15 protein-coding genes and 2 tRNA genes are annotated in these 20,178 nt (G+C 37.7%); 12 read left to right on the top strand and 5 right to left on the bottom strand.

Going from position 1 to position 20,178, the window contains the following annotated elements:
• Positions 1-755 precede the first annotated feature (755 nt).
• Entirely contained in the window at positions 756-1,124 is a 369-nt protein-coding gene (locus L1967_RS20755) for a hypothetical protein (protein ID WP_249603417.1), read from the bottom strand.
• A 351-nt stretch (positions 1,125-1,475) separates the two neighbouring features.
• Positions 1,476-1,757, bottom strand: a complete 282-nt coding sequence (locus L1967_RS20750; RefSeq protein ID WP_249603416.1) for a hypothetical protein — start codon at positions 1,755-1,757, stop codon at positions 1,476-1,478.
• 569 nt (positions 1,758-2,326) lie between these two features.
• Between L1967_RS20750 and L1967_RS20745 the strand changes: the two genes are divergently transcribed.
• Together L1967_RS20745 and L1967_RS20740 are read left to right on the top strand one after the other, a co-directional pair.
• Positions 2,327-3,442 (top strand): SPFH domain-containing protein, encoded by a 1,116-nt coding sequence (locus L1967_RS20745; RefSeq protein WP_249603415.1) that lies wholly within the window; start codon positions 2,327-2,329, stop codon positions 3,440-3,442.
• A gap of 18 nt (positions 3,443-3,460) precedes the next feature.
• Complete coding sequence (locus L1967_RS20740) at positions 3,461-4,555, top strand: zinc finger domain-containing protein (RefSeq protein WP_249603414.1); 1,095 nt, start codon at positions 3,461-3,463, stop codon at positions 4,553-4,555.
• A 349-nt stretch (positions 4,556-4,904) separates the two neighbouring features.
• Here L1967_RS20740 and L1967_RS20735 read toward each other — a convergent pair whose 3' ends face one another.
• The 3 genes from L1967_RS20735 to L1967_RS20725 all read right to left on the bottom strand — a co-directional run bounded on the left by L1967_RS20735 (position 4,905) and on the right by L1967_RS20725 (position 12,268).
• Entirely contained in the window at positions 4,905-6,368 is a 1,464-nt protein-coding gene (locus L1967_RS20735) for a glutamate synthase subunit beta (RefSeq protein ID WP_249603413.1), read from the bottom strand.
• A gap of 2 nt (positions 6,369-6,370) precedes the next feature.
• Positions 6,371-10,894 carry a glutamate synthase large subunit gene (gene gltB / locus L1967_RS20730; RefSeq protein ID WP_249603412.1) on the bottom strand — a complete coding sequence of 1,508 codons (4,524 nt, stop codon included), beginning with the start codon at positions 10,892-10,894 and terminating at the stop codon, positions 6,371-6,373.
• Positions 10,895-11,128: 234 nt separating this feature from the next.
• On the bottom strand, positions 11,129-12,268 hold the full coding sequence (locus L1967_RS20725; RefSeq protein ID WP_249603411.1) for an acyl-CoA dehydrogenase: 1,140 nt from the start codon (positions 12,266-12,268) through the stop codon (positions 11,129-11,131).
• 91 nt (positions 12,269-12,359) lie between these two features.
• Here L1967_RS20725 and L1967_RS20720 point away from each other — a divergent pair, with 91 nt between their 5' ends.
• The 10 genes from L1967_RS20720 to L1967_RS20675 form a co-directional block, all read left to right on the top strand.
• The gene (locus tag L1967_RS20720) at positions 12,360-13,433 is read left to right on the top strand and encodes an anhydro-N-acetylmuramic acid kinase (RefSeq protein ID WP_249603410.1); all 1,074 of its coding nucleotides are present in this window, start codon (positions 12,360-12,362) and stop codon (positions 13,431-13,433) included.
• A 45-nt stretch (positions 13,434-13,478) separates the two neighbouring features.
• Positions 13,479-14,705: a Glu/Leu/Phe/Val dehydrogenase dimerization domain-containing protein gene (locus L1967_RS20715; RefSeq protein ID WP_249603409.1), complete on the top strand. Its 1,227-nt coding sequence runs from the start codon at positions 13,479-13,481 to the stop codon at positions 14,703-14,705.
• Positions 14,706-14,997: 292 nt separating this feature from the next.
• On the top strand, positions 14,998-15,699 hold the full coding sequence (locus tag L1967_RS20710; protein WP_249603408.1) for a MotA/TolQ/ExbB proton channel family protein: 702 nt from the start codon (positions 14,998-15,000) through the stop codon (positions 15,697-15,699).
• Between the two features lies 1 nt (position 15,700).
• Positions 15,701-16,093, top strand: a complete 393-nt coding sequence (locus L1967_RS20705; protein WP_084841259.1) for an ExbD/TolR family protein — start codon at positions 15,701-15,703, stop codon at positions 16,091-16,093.
• Between the two features lie 2 nt (positions 16,094-16,095).
• Positions 16,096-16,929 (top strand): energy transducer TonB, encoded by an 834-nt coding sequence (locus L1967_RS20700; RefSeq protein WP_249603407.1) that lies wholly within the window; start codon positions 16,096-16,098, stop codon positions 16,927-16,929.
• 3 nt (positions 16,930-16,932) lie between these two features.
• A complete protein-coding gene (locus tag L1967_RS20695) occupies positions 16,933-18,153 on the top strand; it encodes a bifunctional folylpolyglutamate synthase/dihydrofolate synthase (protein WP_249603406.1) in 1,221 nt (406 codons plus the stop codon).
• Positions 18,154-18,219: 66 nt separating this feature from the next.
• A tRNA-Val gene (locus L1967_RS20690) sits at positions 18,220-18,294 on the top strand.
• Positions 18,295-18,349: 55 nt separating this feature from the next.
• Positions 18,350-18,424: transfer RNA gene (locus L1967_RS20685), tRNA-Val, on the top strand.
• A 289-nt stretch (positions 18,425-18,713) separates the two neighbouring features.
• Positions 18,714-19,748, top strand: a complete 1,035-nt coding sequence (locus L1967_RS20680; protein ID WP_249603405.1) for a DUF4365 domain-containing protein — start codon at positions 18,714-18,716, stop codon at positions 19,746-19,748.
• Positions 19,749-19,922: 174 nt separating this feature from the next.
• On the top strand, positions 19,923-20,178 hold a 256-nt coding region (locus tag L1967_RS20675; RefSeq protein ID WP_249603404.1), incomplete at its 3' end, for a transposase.

The raw sequence follows: 20,178 nt of genomic DNA, 5'->3' as shown, positions 1-20,178 counted from the left end.
AACAAATATTACCTCCTAAAAACAGACTAATCCCCATATATACTTAATCGGCAAAGAACCGGTTTAGTCAACAGTGCGTTCATGTTAGGCCGTTCCGGCCACACGAACGCTTAGTTATTAGGGAACGTTTTTTTCCAACAATTGGTTTTGGGTGTGCTTGGTAGGGAAAAAAATCTCCGGTTTTCAAATCAGCAAATAATTAAAGAACACTTTTTTTCCAAGCTGCCCCCAGGCTATTTATTTTATGCTATGGATAAGGGAAGTAGGCTGGGGAACTAAAAAAGTCGTACCCTGTTCTTTTCGCGTCTTTTAAGTCCATAAAAACTTGACTTTATCCGATATTTTCCCGACCTTACAAGTAGTTTTTAACGTGCCAATGTTTAGAAAGTACACTTTCTACGCTGTCAGGCTAAACTACTTGATTTTGTTCTCTCCTAAAGTCGAAAACAACAATACGCTACAAGAACAGGGTACTCCATCATTTCCCGATCTTCTTGGAAAAAAGTGACCTTCCGGATTTGAATATGTTCCTTAACGTAAGAATAACACAACTTGTTGTGTTATCCCCACTTTAGTTAAAATACTAATCTAAACGATTTTTTAGTCTTTTAAAAGTAGTTTTGGCTGTGTGCTTAACAACTATTAATACGCATAGCAACATACTAAATTGAAAAGAAAACGGTAGCTATAGATATGATTTATATATCATAGAGGTCATTAGCTTAGGTAAAACTTATGACTTTCAGCAAACGTGATTATTTTCCAATTTCCACTGTTATTTCTTTAATACCTTCTTCTGGTGGTCCAAACCTTAATTTTGCTTTTGCTCCTTTCATAAAGTCGGTTTGTTCTAAAGTTTCCTTGATTCCATTAAATAATGCTTCAGCATTCGAGCCATACATGTAAATAAACCCATCACTATAATCAGTCGCTATTTCATGGCCATCATATTCACCCAATTGATTATTAACGATAATTTTTTTGAGCTTATCTGTTAGGTCATACAGTTTATCCATTCCTTGAATACCATAGTTAAATTCAATAATAACCGCGTGCTCTATTTCTTGATCATTATTAATTTTCCCTTTTTTCTTCGAACCAAATAATTTATCTAGAATTCCCATTTAACCTTTTAAATTTTGTCTATCAAAATATAACAAAACAAGAGCTTTGTTGTTCTCACGTTAGTTAAGGTACTAATCTAGTTGAATTTTTATTTCTAAAAAAGTATTTGTAGTTATATGAATATAAATTTCAGTTGTTCTTTTTGAATTGGTACCCCGGTAAAAACTCGTGTTTGTATCAAGTCTACAACAGCCTAACGGAGTCAAATATGATTCAATTTAAAAACAAACTAATCCACATAAATTATAATCGGCAATCCCGATAATTATTGAAATCGGTTTAGTCACTAGGAAATTCATCATCGATCGTCACATCCATACGAAAACTGAGTTATTGTAGATAGTCTTTTATTAAGAGCTAATAATAAAAGTAAGGATTAAACTCAAAATAGTAATAAAAATAAGCGCTATTAAAAAACGTGTCTTCCGTCGATCTTTTTTTAATTCTTTTCTAATATTATACTTAACAGTTTCCAATTCAGACGCTGTTAGTTTCGGGAAGTTAAATTCTGTGTTACTACCAGGGCTTTTGGAAACCTGATGTTTGTTGTCATAAATACTTTTCTTCTTTATATCACGAGCTTTCTTTAGCGCTAAAGTTTCTTTAAATGCAGCAAAACTTCCGTGTGGCATCGTAAAATTAATTATAGCTTTTTCGAGGTATTGATCTTAGCGGCCGAATTTCCCATTTCATGGAAACTGACAATAAATGTACTTAAAAATATGGAAGTATGTAGTCGCAATTGGTCATTCAAATTATTGGTAAATGTCATGTCACTAGTTAATTAAACTCTTTATTCGACCATTTACCAATTTCCATTTTGTTTAGAACCAATTAACGACATCCCTTAATTATAACGGCCCTTCCTAATCAATATTTCTAATATCATAGCTGTTTTTTTAATACAATGACCTCATAGCTATTTAATCTTATTTTTTAAAATCTTACTATATTTAAAGGCCTTAATGGAGTAATGACTAAAGATAATCTCCTTACAATTAATAGGGGATGAAGTAAGGAAGAGAATTTTATCTTACAATCGAAGATGTGGGAGTGTAATTAGTAAGTAACCTGCCTTAGAATAATGTATGAGGCAGTTATTGAGACGGGACTGGAACATTTAATCTCAATTATCTAGTAAATGATCTATAAATTAAGACAAAGAGAATATTAACTATACAAAATATTAAAACCAATTAGAATGGGATTATTTGATGACATAAAGGAAAAACTTAGCCATGAGTTTATTGACATCATCGAGTGGCTTGATTATACTCAGGACACTATTGCGCATCGATTTGAGCGCTATCAAAATGAGATTAAAAACAATGCAAAACTTATTGTTCGTGAAGGGCAGATGGCAGTTTTTCTAAATGAAGGCCAGCTTGCAGATGTTTTTGGTCCCGGTACTTACACGTTAAATACCCAAAATCTTCCTATACTTACTACCTTGAAAGGTTGGAAATATGGTTTTGATAGTCCGTTTAAAGCCGAAGTTTATTTTGTAAATACCCATATGTTTACCGATGAGAAATGGGGAACCAGAAACCCTATTGTCCTTAGTGATGATCGCTTTGGACTGATAGAAATACGGGCCTTTGGCACCTATGCTTTTCGCATTAGCGATGCCGGGAAATTCATCAAGGACATTGTAGGTACCGATGGTAATTTTACCAATTTTGAAATCAACGAGCACCTTAAAAGCCTTATCGCTACACGTTTTACAGATACTGTTGGCGAAGCCAAATTACCCATAGAACTTTACGCGGCAAATACGAACGAACTTTCTGAAACCTGTAAGGAGGTGATGGAATCCGAATTTAATAGCGTGGGTATTGCTCTAGAAAGGTTCTATATCGAAAACATCTCGATGCCCGAGGAGCTTAAAAAGGAAATCTTTGAGTACAGCCGTGTAGACAAGGTGGATCTGGATAAACTAACGCGGTTTAAAACCGCTAAAGCCATTGAGGCTGCCGCCAATAACGAAGACGGAACAGCCGGTGCCGGTATGGGAATGGGGATGGGCTTTGCCCTTGCACAGCAAATGGGGGATGCACTCCATAAACCCCAGTCGCAACAACCAGCACAGCGCTCAACACCACCACCTGTGCCTGTCCTGTATTATTACGCTCAAAACAACATGCAGCAAGGCCCCGTAGGCTTTGAGCAATTACAGTCGTTATTTGCAGCCCGGATTATAAATCGCAATTCACTCATTTGGAAACAGGGAATGACGGAGTGGAAAGCGCTTCAGGAAATAGAGGAGCTTAAGTCGTTTTTAGGTGGAAATACGCCTCCTCCATTACCTGCTCAGTAATTTGAAGCTAAGTATTTGATGAGCGATCCTGTAATTCAAAAAACTGAACTTAAAAAAGCCTGCAAAGGTTGTGGAGCCCAACTTACCTATAAGCCCGGCACTACCAAAATAACCTGTGCATACTGCGGTCATACTGAAGATATAAAAATAGGCACAGATCCCGTTAAAGAACTGCCCTTACGTTCGTATTTGCAAAATCATGGAGGACAGGTCAATAGTGAGCAAATAAGTATCCTAAGTTGTGAAAACTGTGGAGCAAACCAACATGTTGAAGAGCATTATAAATCTTTGCACTGTGTGTACTGTGGTACTCCGCTTATACGGGAAGATGCGAAAACCGAAGAATGGATTTTACCTGGTGGTATATTACCATTTCAGCTTAACCAGCAAGATGCGCTGGTGCGTTTTAAGAAATGGGTAAACGGGTTATGGTGGGCGCCTAATGACTTAAAGGCGGCAAGTCTGGAACCACAATTTACCAAAGGTCTTTATTTGCCTTACTGGACTTTTGATGCTTTGCTTTTAGGTTCCTATAGTGGTAGACGTGGAGATTATTATTACGTAACCGAAACCTATAAGGATAGTAAAGGTAAAACATGCACGCGCCGGGTGCGCAAAACCCGATGGACTTTAGTAACTGGTTCTATAAGTGGTTTTATAGATGATACCCTTATCAGCGCTTCAAAACAGCATACCCAGAGTGTACCTCGTGAAATAGCGCACTGGGATTTAAAAAAGATTCAGCCTTTTAAAAGTGATTTTCTTGCTGGTTTTGTAACCGAAAAATATACTATTCCTTTAAATCAGGGACATTTGGAATCACAGGAAGAAATGCGGGAAACGGCAAGATACTGGGCGATTCTAGATATAGGTGGCGATGAGCAACGTGTAGACCAACTCAATATTAAGCTTAGAGAAGAAACCTTTAAACACATCTTACTACCCGTTTATATAAGTGCCTACCGCTATAAAAATAAAGATTATCGCTTTTTTGTGAATGGCGAAAACGGAAGCATTTCAGGTAAACGGCCTTATTCGTTCTGGAAGATCTTTTTTGCGGTGCTCACGGTGTTAATCCTTATTTTGATTGTTTATTTTTTGGTACGACCTTAACTATAGAATTATTTCATTTACGTTGAATTCAATCTAATAAGATTCGAAGGCTGAAATGAAATCCTGGCGAAAGATTTTATATCGAAGCTGCCGTTTTGGTGGCATTTGTTCGAAAATGTAACTCATTTTTATAGTGCTTCTTTTTTTAAGAAAAGCATACTCTTTTTGAAGTTGAAGCAGAATAAGCATATAAAAAGAGGCTGTCTAAAAACTTCCAAAAACGTCATTCTGAACTTGTTTCAGAATCTCATCTCATTGATTTAAAAATCGTTATGAGAACCTGAAACAAGTTCAGGTTGACTAAAATTGAGTTTTTAGACAGCCTATTCTTAGATATTTCCTTTAATTTTTAGGCTGCGGGTAAATCACCATTACCTTTGGTTGGGAGTTTACTTTCTCCCATTAGATATTTATCTACATGATAAGCTGCTTCACGACCTTCAGAGATTGCCCACACAATTAAGGACTGACCACGACGCATATCCCCGGCAGCAAAAATGTGAGGGATATTAGTTTGATAGTCATTATCAGCTTTTATGTTGGTTCTGTTATCTAAATCTAATCCCAATTGCTGGCTTAAACTAGCTTCTGGTCCTGTAAAACCTAACGCAAGCAGTGCAAGTTCACAAGGCCATTCCTTTTCGCTTCCTTCTACTTCTTTAAGTTGTGGTCTTTCGCCTTTTTTACCTTTTACCCATTCAATTTCGACAGTTTTAAGGCCTTTTAAATTACCATCTTTATCTTTAATGAATTCTTTAGTACTAATGCTCCAATTTCGATTTACGCCTTCTTCATGCGAACTACTTGTTTTTAGCGTAAATGGCCAATAAGGCCAGGGATTTTGGGTAGTTCTACTGCTCGCAGGCATCGGCATAATTTCAAAATTCGTTACCGATTTTGCACCATGTCGATTCGAGGTTCCCACACAGTCTGATCCTGTATCACCACCACCAATAACAATTACATTTTTACCTTCAGCAGATAAGTCTGAAGATAATTCTTTTAAACTATCTACAACCTGGTTGTTATTTTTAAGAAACTCCATAGCCTGTACCACACCTTTTGCATCGGCTCCTGGTATAGGTAAGCCTCTGCGTTGTGTAGCACCGCCCGTAAGCACTACCGAATCAAATGCTTTTAATTCTTCTACATCATAATTAACCCCAACATGGGTATTTGGCTTAAAGTTGATGCCTTCTTCTTCCATGATCTTAAGTCGGCGGTCTATTACCGATTTATCCAGTTTAAAATCCGGAATACCGTAACGAAGCAATCCGCCTAATTTAGCATCTCTTTCGAATAAGGTTACATCGTGACCGGCACGATTTAATTGTTGTGCTGCAGCCATTCCCGCCGGGCCGGAACCTACGACGGCAACTTTTTTGCCAGTTCGGTTTTTTGGTGGGTTAGGAACAATCCAACCTTCTTTAAAGCCTCGTTCTACGATATATTTTTCGATAAGTTCTATCGAAACGGGAGGCTCGATGATTCCAAGTACACATGCAGATTCACAGGGTGCAGGGCATAAGCGCCCGGTAAATTCAGGGAAATTGTTGGTGGAATGTAAAATCTGTAAAGCCCTTTTCCAGTCATTTTGGTAAACGGCATGATTAAAATCGGGAATCAAATTCCCAAGCGGGCAGCCGCTGTGGCAAAAAGGAATTCCGCAATCCATACAACGAGCTCCCTGATGGTTCAGCTCTTCAGTATCTAAATCTTTTGTAAATTCTTTATAATTTTTAACTCTTAGCTCTACGGCTTCTGTAGTTTCTTCTTTTCTCTCGTATTCTAAAAATCCTCTAAGTTTTCCCATTATTACGCCGTTTTAAGTTCCAGGTTTTCTTCTTTCTCTTTTTCTTCTTCCATTCTTTGTAATGCTTTTTTGTATTCAATAGGCATTACCTTGATGAATTTGGAAAGATTTTCTTCCCAATTTTCTAAAATTTGGCCTGCAACCTCACTATCGGTGTGATAGTAGTGATTTTGTATTAGTTCTTTTAATTCTGAAGCATCGTCATTAGAAACATGTTCTAATTCGATCATCTCCATATTAAAATTATTATTATCTAAATTGTTATCGGGGTTATAGATATAAGCAATTCCACCACTCATACCTGCTGCAAAATTACGTCCTATTTTACCTAATATTACCGCTCTACCGCCGGTCATGTATTCACAGCCATGATCTCCAATACCTTCAATTACAGCTTTGGCGCCAGAGTTTCTTACGCAGAAACGTTCACCACCAATCCCATTGATGTAGGCTTCGCCATTAATAGCTCCATAAAGCGCAACATTTCCTATGATGACATTTTCATGAGATTTAAAAGTAGCTTCTTCGGGTTTTTTCACGGTAAGCGTAGCGCCACTTAGTCCTTTTCCGAAGTAATCATTCGTATTTCCGGTAACGTTTAGTGTAAGTCCACGTGTAGTAAAAGCACCAAAACTCTGGCCGGCAGAACCTTTAAAATTAAGCTCTAAAGTGTGCTCTGGTAAACCACCTTCACCATGAATTTTAGAAATCTCATTACTTAAAATAGCACCAGTAGTTCTATTGATATTAGAAATATTGAAATCCAGGCTCATTTTTTCTTTACGATAGATCGCCGGATGCGCTTTCTTAAGAATATCAAAATCTAAGGCATTTTCTAGTCCATGGTTTTGATTTTGGGTTTTATACAGCGGAAGGTCTTTATCGATATTTGGCTTGTAAAGAATATTCGATAAGTCTATTCCTTGTGCTTTATAATGTTCTATGGCACGATCCATATCTAGTTTCTGACTTTGTCCCACCATTTCGTTAAGGGTTCTAAAACCAAGACTAGCCATAATTTCACGAAGTTCCTGAGCAACGAAATACATGAAATTAATTACATTCTCTGGAGTACCTTTAAAGTTCTTTCTTAATTCTGGATCCTGCGTAGCGATTCCAACCGGGCAGGTATTTAAGTGACAGGCGCGCATCATAATACATCCAGAAGCAACTAAAGGAGCTGTAGAGAAACCAAACTCTTCGGCACCTAATAGACAGGCAATAGCCACATCACGACCTGTTTTTAGTTGTCCGTCACATTCTACCGTGATCCTGCTTCTTAGATTGTTTAAAAGCAGTGTTTGTTGTGCTTCTGCAATACCTAATTCCCAGGGTAAACCAGCATGTCTTAAAGAAGTAAGCGGGGAGGCTCCCGTACCACCGTCATAACCAGAAATAAGCACTACATCTGCTTTTGCTTTTGCAACACCGGCAGCAATGGTACCAACACCAACTTTAGATACAAGTTTTACGTTAATTCTTGCTTCTCTATTCGCATTCTTAAGGTCGAAAATTAATTGCGCTAAATCCTCGATAGAATAAATATCGTGATGCGGAGGTGGCGAAATTAATCCTACGTAAGGAGTGGAATTTCTTGTTTTTGCAATAGAAGGATTCACTTTTGGGCCAGGTAATTGTCCACCTTCACCGGGTTTAGCTCCCTGAGCCATTTTAATCTGAATCTCCTTCGCATTAGAAAGGTAATTTATAGATACCCCAAAACGCCCTGAAGCTACCTGTTTAATAGCGCTGTTTCTCCAGTTTCCGTTAGCGTCTCTGGTAAAACGGTTTGCATCTTCACCACCTTCACCGCTATTACTTTTCCCTTGTAAACGGTTCATAGCGATAGCAAGGTTCTCGTGAGCCTCTTTACTTATCGACCCAAAAGACATCGCACCTGTTTTAAATCGCTTTACGATTTCTGTCCAGGGTTCAACTTCGTCTATAGAAATAGGATTAAGTTGTTTAAACTTAAACATTCCTCTAAGTGTCATCAGGTTTTTAGTCTGATCGTTGATGAAGTTAGAGTATTCTTTATACGTTTTATAGCTGTTTTGTTTTACGGCCTGCTGTAGTTTTGCTACTGAAGCTGGGTTGAGCATGTGGCGTTCCCCATTTCTTCTCCAGCGATAGTCACCACCAATTTCCAGATCTAATCCTGTGTCGGTTTCTGGTGGCGTAAACGCAAGTTTATAACGTTTTTGGATTTCCTTTTCAATTTCGTAAAGTCCGATTCCTTCGATTCGGGATGGAGTATTGGTAAAATACTTATTGGTAAACTTTTTGTTTAAACCAAGAATTTCGAATATCTGCGAACCACGATAAGAATGTAAAGTTGAAATACCAATCTTATTCATGATTTTTACAATACCTTTTCCAATCGCCTTATTGAAGTTTTTAACAGCAGCATCAGGATCTTTTTCCTCAATTTCACCTTCTTCAGAAAGTTTATAGATAATTTCGTTTACCATATAAGGGTTAATGGCACTGGCACCATAACCAAATAGTAAAGCAAAATGATGAGGTTCTCTAGGTTCGGCAGATTCGATTACAATACCAAACGACGATCTTCTTTTATGTTTTTTAAGTTCATGATGAACAAAAGAACAGGCTAGAAGTGATGGGATAGGAGCAAGCTTATCACTCACATTTCTATCAGAAAGGATGATGATATTTCTATTGTCATCTACCGCCTTTTTAATCTCCAGTACAATTTCTTCCAGTCGTTCTTCCAGACCATTTAATCCTTTCTCAATGTCATATAATATTGAGATCGATTTTGCGCGAAAATCGGGATGATCTATATATTTTATTTTATCCAGATCTTCATTAGAGATTACCGGATTCTGAATTCTAAGTTTCTGGGCATGCTCTGGGGTAATATCAAAGATGTTCTTGTCTTCCCCAATCGATAAACTAATATCGGTCACAATCTCTTCGCGAATTCCGTCTAACGGTGGGTTGGTTACCTGTGCGAAAAGTTGTTTAAAGTAATTAAATAAAAGTTGTGGTTTATCTGAAAGCACCGCCAACGGAATATCTGTTCCCATAGAGCCTATCGCTTCTTTTCCTTGCGTGGCCATAGGGCTAATGATGGTTTTGATATCCTCTATAGTGTAACCAAAAACTTTTTGTCTTGTTTTAAAATCTACAGGTTCTACCGGAGTTTTATTCCCGGTATAAGGAACATCAGCTAACGGAAGTAAATTTTTATCTAGCCACTTTCTGTAAGGGCGTTTAGATACAATTTGTTCCTTTACTTCTTCGTCGCCTACAATTCGGCCTTCAACCATATCTACCAGGAACATTTTTCCAGGCTCCAGGCGACCGTGTAATTCTACATTTTCAGGTTTTACATCTACCACCCCTGTTTCAGAAGACATAATTACGTAACCATCTTTGGTGACGGTGTAGCGCGAGGGTCTTAAACCATTACGGTCTAATAAAGCACCAATATACTGCCCATCTGTAAAAGGAATAGAAGCTGGGCCGTCCCATGGCTCCATGATACAGGCGTTATATTCGTAGAATGCTTTTTTATCGTCATCCATAGAAGGGTTTTTCTCCCAGGCTTCGGGAACCATCATCATAATAGCTTCAGGCAAAGAACGGCCGGTTTGTAACAGCATTTCTAATACCATATCCATCGAAGCTGAATCTGATTTTCCTTCTAAGGTTACCGGTAAGATTTTTTTGATGTCTTCACCAAAAATTTCACTTTCAAAAAGCTCTTCCCTGGCCTTCATTCGGCTAAGGTTACCTCTTAACGTGTTAATCTCTCCGTTATGGCACATATATCTAAAGGGTTGTGCCAAATCCCAGGTAGGGAAGGTGTTGGTAGAGAAGCGTTGATGTACTAACGCCAGTTTCGTTACCAGATCTGGATCATTTAAATCCTTATAATAAATATTGATGTCTTGTGGCATCAATAAACCTTTATAAATAATGGTCTTTGTAGATAAACTAGGAAGGTAAAAATATTCTGCTTCTCCCAGGTTAGAGCTATAGATCTTATGTTCTGCAATTTTTCTTGCAGCAAAAAGTTTAGCTCTAAAAACCTCGTCGCTGGTATCTTCGTCTTTACCAATAAAAATTTGCTCAACATTGGGCTCGCTTAAAGAAGCAATGCTCCCTAAACATGATTTATCGACTGGTACCTGTCTCCAGCCAATAATATTTAATCCCTGATTAATGATTTCTTCCTCAAAAATCTCTTTACAGATTTTTAATTGATTCTTAGATCGAGGAAGAAAAATCATCCCGGTTGCATATTCTCCAAATTCCGGTAAATCGAAATCACAAACTTTCTTAAAGAAATTATGCGGAATTTCAATCAAAATTCCTGCACCGTCTCCGGTTTTTCCATCAGCACTTACTGCTCCACGATGCTCTAATCGTATTAGAATATCCAAAGCTTTATGGATGATGTCGTTTGTGCGCTTACCTTTTAAGTTACAAATAAATCCCGCGCCGCAATTATCTCTCTCAAATTCAGGCAAGTAAAGCCCCTGCTCTTTTGGTCTCATAACCTATCGTCCTTATATTATTACTACAAAAATATCTAAATTAGTAAAGAATTTGAAGGTAATAATAAGAAAGAACCTATTAAATTCAGCAAAACTAAATAAATTCTTAATTTTTATTAATCATTTAATAAACGAGGGTCATATTTCCGAATTTCGCAATGGAAAATAATGGATTTTGATATAAAAAAACTCGCCAGGATTTAGCGAGTTGATTTTCGATGTTTTTTGAGCTTATTATTTTAGTATGCTTCTGGAAATCACTATTTTCTGTATTTCTGAAGTTCCTTCGTAAATTTGTGTGATTTTTGCATCCCGCATTAATCGCTCTACGTGGTATTCTTTTACAAAACCATTACCACCATGAATTTGAACGGCCTCTATAGTAACATCCATTGCAGTTTGGGACGCACTTAATTTTGCCATAGCGCCGCTTAGATCATAGTTTGCTCCCTGATCTTTATCCCAGGCAGCTTTCATCACCAAATGTCTGGAGCTTTCTATTGATGTATACATATCGGCTAGTTTAAAAGCGATGGCCTGGTGGTTACTAATTTCTGTACCAAAAGCTTTACGTTGTTTCGAGTAATCCCTTGCAAGTTCAAAAGCACCAGAAGCAATTCCAAGCGCCTGGGCAGCAATACCAATTCTTCCTCCAGATAAGGTTTTCATGGCAAACTTAAATCCAAATCCGTCTTCCCCAATTCTATTCTCTTTAGGGACTTTTACATCATTAAAATTTAAAGAATGGGTGTCACTTCCTCTAATCCCTAGTTTATTTTCTTTTGGACCAACTTCAAAACCTTCCCATCCTTTCTCTACGATAAAAGCATTGATGCCATGGTGTTTCTTTTCTCTGTCGGTTTGTGCAATAACCAGATAATAGTCTGCCGTACCGCCGTTGGTGATCCAGTTTTTAGTACCGTTTAATAAATAATAATCTCCTTTATCGATTGCGCTGGTACGTTGAGAAGTAGCATCGCTACCCGCTTCGGGTTCAGAAAGACAAAATGCGCCTAGTTTTTCTCCGGTAGTAAGTTTAGCTAAATATTGCTCTTTTTGTTCAGGGGTACCATAGGTGTCCAGTCCCCAACAAACTAAGGAATTGTTTACAGACATGACGACCGATGCCGATGCATCGATTTTAGAAATTTCTTCCATGGCCAAAACATAACTAATGGTATCCATGCCACCGCCACCATATTCTGGTGAGGCCATCATTCCTAAAAAACCAAGTTCGCCCATTTTCTTAACTTGCGCTTTGGGAAATTCTTGTTTTTCGTCTCTTTCAATGACGCCGGGTAGTAATTCGTTTTTTGCAAAATCGCGAGCAGCATCGCGAATCATTATGTGTTCTTCAGTTAATTCGAAATTCATTTGAGTATAAATTTAGAAAAAGGTAATTTTTGTTGCTAAATATAAATTTTTATTATTTATTTTTCAATAAAAATTAGTTAATTTTGAGAATATGAAAAAATCAGACTATTTTGTGCTTGGGGTAATGTCTGGAACCTCTTTAGACGGAATCGATTTGGCCTACATTCATTTCGATGTTGAAAATAACTATAATTTCCAAATTTTGGAAGCGCAAACCGTAGATTATTCAAAAGAATGGCGTGAAAAACTGAATGCTGCTATCAATTTAGAAGACAATAAGCTACACGATTTAAATAAAGAATATACCAAATATCTGGCAGAGGTGATCTTAAAGTTTTTGGCAGAAAATGATATTCAGCGTTTAGATGCGGTGTGTTCGCATGGACATACCATTAAGCATGAACCACAAAATGGCTTTACGTTGCAAATAGGAAACCTTCCTGAAATTGCCCAATATCTAAACCGTAAAGTTGTTTGTGACTTTAGAGTGCAGGATGTAGCACTTGGCGGGCAGGGAGCGCCTTTGGTGCCTATTGGAGATCAGCTACTTTTTAGCGACTATCGATATTGTTTAAATTTGGGGGGCTTTGCAAATATTTCAGCAAAGCAGCATGATAAGATCCTGGCTTATGATATCTGCGCGGTGAATACGGTTCTTAATCATTTTACGCGACAGATAGGTAAAGAGTATGATGATAAAGGAAAGATCGCTTCCGGAGGAAAACTGAATAAAAAATTACTTCAGCAATTAAATGATCTTAAGTTTTATAGCCTAAAACCTCCAAAATCTTTAGGGATTGAATGGGTGAAAGCTGAGGTTTTGCCGATAATTACTTCGCAAGAAATCCCCGTTCCTGATATTTTACACACGTATGTGGTTCATGTCGCCCAGCAAGTGGCCAATGTTTTGGACAATCAGCAAACGTCTAAAGTTTTAGTAACCGGCGGCGGCACTTTTAATGATTTTTTGATCGAAAAATTTAAAACCTATTCTAAATGCGAGTTTGTTATTCCCGAAGCAAAAATTATCGATTTTAAGGAAGCTTTGATTTTTGGTTTATTGGGCGTGCTTAAATTAGAAGGAAAGGTAAATGTGTTAAGCTCGGTTACCGGAGCGAGTAAGGATCATGCTGCGGGAAGGATATTTACGCCATCTTCTTTTTAAACTATCTGAATACTTATATTTGAAACAAATCACACACATATTTAAATGAAAGAATTATTAAAACTTTACGAAAATAAAGAACCAGAGATTGTTTTTCATTGGAATGATCCTGAAACAGAGGCTGAAGGCTGGACGGTGATCAACTCGCTTAGAGGAGGTGCTGCCGGTGGCGGAACCCGAATGCGGGAAGGATTAGATAAAAACGAAGTGCTTTCTTTGGCAAAAACAATGGAAGTGAAATTTACGGTTTCTGGTCCCGCGATTGGTGGCGCAAAATCCGGAATTAATTTCGATCCTAAAGATCCAAGAAAAAAAGGGGTTTTAGAGCGCTGGTATAAAGCGGTATCTCCGTTGCTAAAAAGTTATTACGGTACCGGTGGCGATTTAAACGTAGATGAGATCCATGAGGTGATCCCGATTACTGAAGATTGCGGGGTATGGCATCCGCAGGAAGGTGTTTTTAATGGGCATTTTCGCCCTACTGAAGCAGATAAGATTAACAGGATAGGGCAGTTGCGCCAGGGCGTGATTAAAGTGTTAGAAAATACCGATTATTCACCGGATATCTCTAGAAAATATACCGTGGCCGATATGATAACCGGTTTTGGTGTGGCTGAGGCTGTAAATCAATATTATCAAATTTACGGCGGTGATATAAGAGGAAAGAAAGCTATTGTACAGGGCTTTGGAAACGTAGGTTCTGCGGCGGCCTATTATCTTTCCCAAATGGGCGCTAAGGTTGTTGGAATTATTGATCGTGCCGGCGGGTTGATTAATAAAGATGGTTTTTCTTTTGAAGAGATTAAAACTTTATTTCTGAATAAAGAGGGCAATACCCTAAATGCAAAAGAATTAATCCCTTTTGAAGAAATTAATCAGAAAATATGGAATCTTGATGCTGAAATCTTTACACCATGTGCAGCTTCAAGATTAGTAACCAGAGAACAAATCTCCAACCTTATTGATAAAAAATTAGAAGTGATTTCTTGTGGTGCCAATGTTCCTTTTGCCGATAAAGAGATTTTCTTCGGCCCAATAATGGAATTTATTGATGAGCGTGTAAGTCTTATTCCAGATTTTATATCCAATTGCGGGATGGCACGTGTTTTTGCCTATTTTATGGAACGTAGGGTGCAGATGACCGATGAGGCTATTTTTAATGATACTTCAATGACCATTAAAAACGCGATCCAGAATACCTTTAATAATAATAGTGATAAGACCAATATCAGCAAAACGGCATTCGAGGTGGCTTTAAAGCAATTGGTGTAAGTTTTTACAACTGCTTATCTGTGAATCTAAGTTCGATTAAGATAATCCAGGAGGTAGATTGAAATCGTTGCGAAAGATTTTATGTAGAAACCTCCATTTTGGTCACATTTTGATACAGATTTTCCTTAAGAATTCACTCAATGATCCAAAATGAACATAGTAATCGAATGTAGGTTGTTAGTAATTTCTTAATGAATGCAGATATGGAGTTGATCTGATAATTATTTTACTAAATTTGGGCAACAATTTTAACCCGTTTATCACGTTACATTAAAAACCCTAATCAATTAATATGCTATATTTTATTCAGCAGGATGCCGTGACGCAAGCAGCGCAGGATGCTGCGGAGGTTTCAGAAGAAAAAACACTTTCGATTTTCGATTTGCTTTTAAGCGGTGGTATCGCCGGGCAGATCATTATTTTTGTATTGTTTGTGTTGTTGTTTGCAGCGGTGTATATTTACTTTGAGAGATTGTTTGCGATAAAATCGGCAAGCCGGGTAGATAAAAACTTTATGCATCAAATTAAGGATAGTGTATTAAATGGTAATATCGAATCGGCAAAGATTAGATGTGCACAAAGTGATAATCCGGTAGCAAGATTAACAGAAAAAGGAATTTCCAGAATTGGTAGTCCGTTAGAAGATATTAATACGGCTATAGAAAATGCCGGTCGACTGGAAGTTTACAAACTAGAGAAAAACGTAAGTATTCTGGCTACTATTGCCGGTGCTGCGCCAATGATTGGTTTCTTAGGAACCGTAATTGGTATGGTGATTGCGTTCCATGAGCTGGCTACCAGTAGCGGGCAGGCACAAATGGGATTATTGGCAGAAGGTATTTATACCGCGATGACTACTACCGTTGCGGGGCTTATAGTTGGGATTATAGCTTATATTGGGTATAATCACCTTGTTGTAAAAACAGATAAAGTAGTGCACCAGATGGAAGCTACTGCTGTAGACTTTTTAGACTTATTAAACGAGCCTGCTTAATATGAATTTAAGAGGTAGAAATAAAGTGAGCCCGGAGTTTAGTATGAGCTCGATGACAGATATTGTATTTTTGTTATTGATATTTTTCATGTTAACCTCTCCGGTAATTACCCCAGAAGCTTTAGATTTAATACTTCCAAAAGCTAAAGGAAAGACCACTAACCAGCAGAATGTTTCAGTAAGTATTACTAAGGAGCTGCAGGTGTATATTAATGACGAGCGCATAAGCAATTCGGCATTAGAAAGTACGTTAAAGAGTAAATTAGCAGGGATAGAAAACCCAACGATTATTTTACGTGCCGAAGAAGGAGTGCCTATCGAAAAAGCAGTAAACGTAATGGATATTGCCAATCGAAATAGATATAAAATAGTATTAGCGGTTAAACCGGAATAATCATGGCTTTCTTAGAAACCAAACACGAGAAAAAATCATTCACCATCACAGTAGTGCTGCATGTACTACTGTTGGTTATTTTGTTCTTTTTTGGTTTTACATATTTAGATCCACCGCCAGAAAATGGCATCGCGGTTAATTTTGGAACTTCAGACGTGGGGTCGGGAAATCAACAGCCTACAAAACCCATCGAATCTGCTCCAAAAAATACCAGTCCTGAGGTAACTCCGCCAGAACCGGAACCTATTGTGGAAGAGAAAGTGGTAACCCAGGAAGTGGACGAAGCACCGGTAATCGAAGAAAAGAAAGAGGTAAAGAAACCTGTGGAGACTGAAAAGCCCAAAAAGGTGGAACCTAAAAAAGAAGAACCGGCAAAGAAACCCGATCCAAAACCCGATAAATCTACTACCGATGCGATGAGTAGTATTTTAAACGGGCCAGAGCGTAGTGGTGAAGCAAGCGGGGGAGAAGGTAATGATAATGCAGCCGGGGATAAAGGTTCTCCAGATGGAGATCCTAATGCAAAAAGTTATTACGGTAATGGAGCCGGTCTTGATGGTGATGGTAATTACCGTTTAGGTGGTCGCCGTGCTTTAAATAAAGAAAAATTTGTTCAGGATTGTAATGAATCTGGTATCGTTGTGGTGCGTATAGAAGTAAACCGACAGGGGCAGGTGATTGCAGCGACTCCGGGAGTTAAAGGAACTACGAATAACGCATCCTGTTTAACAGAGCCTGCCAGAAAAGCCGCTTTAGCTACCCGATTCAACAGCGATGCTGATGCACCTTCGCGCCAGGTAGGAACTATAGTTTATAACTTCAAATTATCTGAATAATTGATGACGTATCAACAAACTGTTGAATGGATGTTTCAGCAGTTACCCATGTATCAACGCGTGGGGAGTTCAGCATTTAAAAAAGACCTTTCCAATACTTTAAAATTAGCGGCTCATCTTGGGCATCCCGAGCGGGATTTTAAAAGCGTTCACGTAGCCGGAACTAACGGGAAAGGTTCCAGTAGCCACATGATTGCTTCTGTTTTGCAGGAAGCAGGTTATAAGGTTGGATTGTACACTTCGCCACATTTAAAGGATTACAGAGAGCGTATTCGAATTAATGGATCCTATATTTCTGAAGAAGCTGTAATCGATTTTATACAAAATAACAGGTCTTTTTTGGAAGCAGAGCGCCTGTCTTTTTTCGAAATGAGTGTAGGTATGGCTTTTTGGTATTTCGCCGAAGAAAAAGTGGATATTGCTGTAATTGAAGTTGGGATGGGTGGCCGTTTAGATTCTACGAATATTATAATTCCCGAAGTTGGTTTAATTACCAATATTGGTAAAGATCACACCCAATTTTTAGGAACGACACTTCCTGAAATTGCCGGAGAAAAAGCCGGGATTATTAAAGAAAATATTCCCGTTATAATTTCTGAAAAACATCCTGAAACCGCACCGGTTTTTAAGAAAACGGCACAGGAAAGAAAAGCAGAGATCATTTTTGCTGAAGAGCTTGAAGTACCCGTAAATTTAAGCACCGATTTATTGGGAACTTATCAGCAAAAGAATATAAAAGGGGTTACAGCGGTTATCAGGCAGCTTGTTACGCAAGGTTGGGAAATTTCTGAAAAGCATTTGGAAGAGGGTTTAAAAAATGTTCGCAAAAACACCAATCTTAGGGGAAGATGGGATATCCTTCAGCAGTCACCAAAGGTAATTTGTGATACCGCTCATAATAGTGACGGACTCCGATATGTATTTGAGCAATTAAAAGATGAAGTGTATGAGCATTTACATTTTGTTTTTGGAGTGGTAAACGATAAAGATCTGGATGAGGTATTGCCGCTATTCCCAAAGGGAGCGACCTATTATTTTTGCAAGCCAGATGTTCCCAGAGGGCTGGAAGCTGAAAAATTGATGACAAAATCTACCGAATTTGGGCTTTTAGGTAAGGTATTTAAAAGTGTGCCAGAGGCTTATGCTGCTGCGTTACAGGCAGCAGGAAAAAAAGATCTTATTTTTTGCGGAGGCAGCAATTTTACAGTAGCTGAAATTATTTAAAATTTTTAATTTTTTTCTTTGTGCAGAACAAAAACTAGTCTATATTTGCACTCGCAATAATGAATGGGGCGCGTAGCTCAGTTGGTTCAGAGCACTTGGTTTACACCCAAGGGGTCAGGGGTTCGAATCCCTTCGCGCCCACAACCATTCAAAAGCTTCCAGAAAAGGGAGCTTTTTTTAGCTAAAGCATTCATTAGGGCGCGTAGCTCAGTTGGTTCAGAGCACTTGGTTTACACCCAAGGGGTCAGGGGTTCGAATCCCTTCGCGCCCACAAAAAAAGCCTCTAGATTTAGTTCTAGAGGCTTTTTTTATGGATAAAATTTAGGGTTGGTTTTAGAATCAATGGATCAGGGATCTAGGATTAATCCCAAAAGTTGTGTTTATTTAAAAATGGTAGTTAATCTGTATAGAAAGCTCCATTGCCTCACTTAAATTTATACTTATGTAGTCACAAATACTTTTAAAACAATTAAAAATCCACTAGATTAGTACTTTAACTAAAATAGAGATAACACAACTTGTTGTGTTATCCGTACGTTGTATGTCATTTAAAACCAATAATGAGAGATATTAATACTGAAAGAATTGGAGTTTATGCTACTGCCCTTTTAATTACAAAAGAATTAGATTGGATTTTCAGAGAACAACCAATTGTAGACGTAGGAATTGACGCCCTAATTGAACAAAAATTTAATGGAGAACCGACTGGAAAATTTATTTCTGCTCAAATAAAAACTGGTAAAGGGAACTTCCACGAGTCTAAAAATTCATTGACACTTTATGTTACTAAAATTCACTACAACTATTGGCTGAATTCAAATCTTCCTGTAATCATTATTGCTCATCTACCTGAAACAAATAAAACAACTTGGGAAATTGCAAATGAAGAAACATTCAAGAAGACACCAACCCAATGGAAAGTTCTGATACCAAAATCAAAGGACTTGAATAAAAGCTCCATTGATGAATTAAATAAAATAATATCTGGTAACAAACAAACGGATTTTGAATTACAAGTTAAAAACAATGAATTGAGCCAATCTGAAATAGACCAAATTGTTGAAGATGCAGGTTTATTCAGTGAATGCATAAAAAGCTTAAATACAATTTCAGATTTAATAACAAAACTTGGAGAAGAAACGAAAAATCAAAGAATTAAAATAGACAAATTTGCAGATCAAGGTTTATCTGAATCAGACAAAAGAGTTAAAAGGAGTATTAAATTTTATTCAGAATCGATGAATTCTATAACTTATAAATTAAACACAGAAATCGAAGAATTTGCGTATTATTTTGCGAAAGTTTTTAGTGCTCAAGAAAAAGTATCAATAATTGTATATCACGTAGAACAAGATTACGCAACTTTACAAGATTTACTTGATTCACTAATTAAACTTAAACCAAATATGCGAGAATCCATTGAATCAATGAAATTCTTGAGAAATTCTGTTTCGGGATTACCTAAAAATAATGCACATTTGAAAAAAGCAAGACTGAAATTTCTAGAAGTTTCAAATCAAATAATTAAAGAATTTAAATTAGCTGAAAACATAAACAACTCATTTATAGAAACTTTAAATGAAAAATTAGGATAAAAACGCCATACAACACCGTATAACAACAATTGCGGCTTTGTGTCCTGCGGACACAACCGCGCAAGCATAAAAGTCGGTAATTTTAGCTATCTTAGTTTTTAATCAATCCGCAACTGATTGTTATACAAGACCGTCAGACTGTCTCAAAACCTAAGAATTTCGTATTTTTAAGATATGGAATACCAACAAGGACAAGACCGGGAACAGCTTAGTCTTTACGCAACCTGTTTGGATGATATGATTCCCCAGGGTAATAGCGTACGACTCATTGATCAATTTGTCAACTTGCTCGATTTATCCCAGATGGGATTTCAAACCATAGCCCCTCAAGGGAGGCCGCCCTATCATCCAGCAGACCTGCTCAAGCTTTTTATCTATGGCTATATGAACCAGATGCGATCTTCCCGAAGGTTGGAGAAAGAGGCTTATC

Source organism: Zunongwangia pacifica (genome assembly GCF_023499215.1).
Classification (GTDB): Bacteria; Bacteroidota; Bacteroidia; order Flavobacteriales; family Flavobacteriaceae; genus Zunongwangia; species Zunongwangia pacifica.
Note: the sequence above shows the minus strand (reverse complement) of the source record. Positions and strands in the feature narration are given on the sequence as shown.

What these genes read in the sequence shown, in the direction of transcription:
- L1967_RS20755 (WP_249603417.1), bottom strand. Translation starts at nt 1,124, where the DNA reads ATGGGAATTCTAGATAAATTATTTGGTTCGAAGAAAAAAGGGAAAATT.
- L1967_RS20750 (WP_249603416.1), bottom strand. Translation starts at nt 1,757, where the DNA reads ATGCCACACGGAAGTTTTGCTGCATTTAAAGAAACTTTAGCGCTAAAG.
- L1967_RS20745 (WP_249603415.1), top strand. Translation starts at nt 2,327, where the DNA reads ATGGGATTATTTGATGACATAAAGGAAAAACTTAGCCATGAGTTTATT.
- L1967_RS20740 (WP_249603414.1), top strand. Translation starts at nt 3,461, where the DNA reads ATGAGCGATCCTGTAATTCAAAAAACTGAACTTAAAAAAGCCTGCAAA.
- L1967_RS20735 (WP_249603413.1), bottom strand. Translation starts at nt 6,368, where the DNA reads ATGGGAAAACTTAGAGGATTTTTAGAATACGAGAGAAAAGAAGAAACT.
- gltB (WP_249603412.1), bottom strand. Translation starts at nt 10,894, where the DNA reads ATGAGACCAAAAGAGCAGGGGCTTTACTTGCCTGAATTTGAGAGAGAT.
- L1967_RS20725 (WP_249603411.1), bottom strand. Translation starts at nt 12,268, where the DNA reads ATGAATTTCGAATTAACTGAAGAACACATAATGATTCGCGATGCTGCT.
- L1967_RS20720 (WP_249603410.1), top strand. Translation starts at nt 12,360, where the DNA reads ATGAAAAAATCAGACTATTTTGTGCTTGGGGTAATGTCTGGAACCTCT.
- L1967_RS20715 (WP_249603409.1), top strand. Translation starts at nt 13,479, where the DNA reads ATGAAAGAATTATTAAAACTTTACGAAAATAAAGAACCAGAGATTGTT.
- L1967_RS20710 (WP_249603408.1), top strand. Translation starts at nt 14,998, where the DNA reads ATGCTATATTTTATTCAGCAGGATGCCGTGACGCAAGCAGCGCAGGAT.
- L1967_RS20705 (WP_084841259.1), top strand. Translation starts at nt 15,701, where the DNA reads ATGAATTTAAGAGGTAGAAATAAAGTGAGCCCGGAGTTTAGTATGAGC.
- L1967_RS20700 (WP_249603407.1), top strand. Translation starts at nt 16,096, where the DNA reads ATGGCTTTCTTAGAAACCAAACACGAGAAAAAATCATTCACCATCACA.
- L1967_RS20695 (WP_249603406.1), top strand. Translation starts at nt 16,933, where the DNA reads ATGACGTATCAACAAACTGTTGAATGGATGTTTCAGCAGTTACCCATG.
- L1967_RS20680 (WP_249603405.1), top strand. Translation starts at nt 18,714, where the DNA reads ATGAGAGATATTAATACTGAAAGAATTGGAGTTTATGCTACTGCCCTT.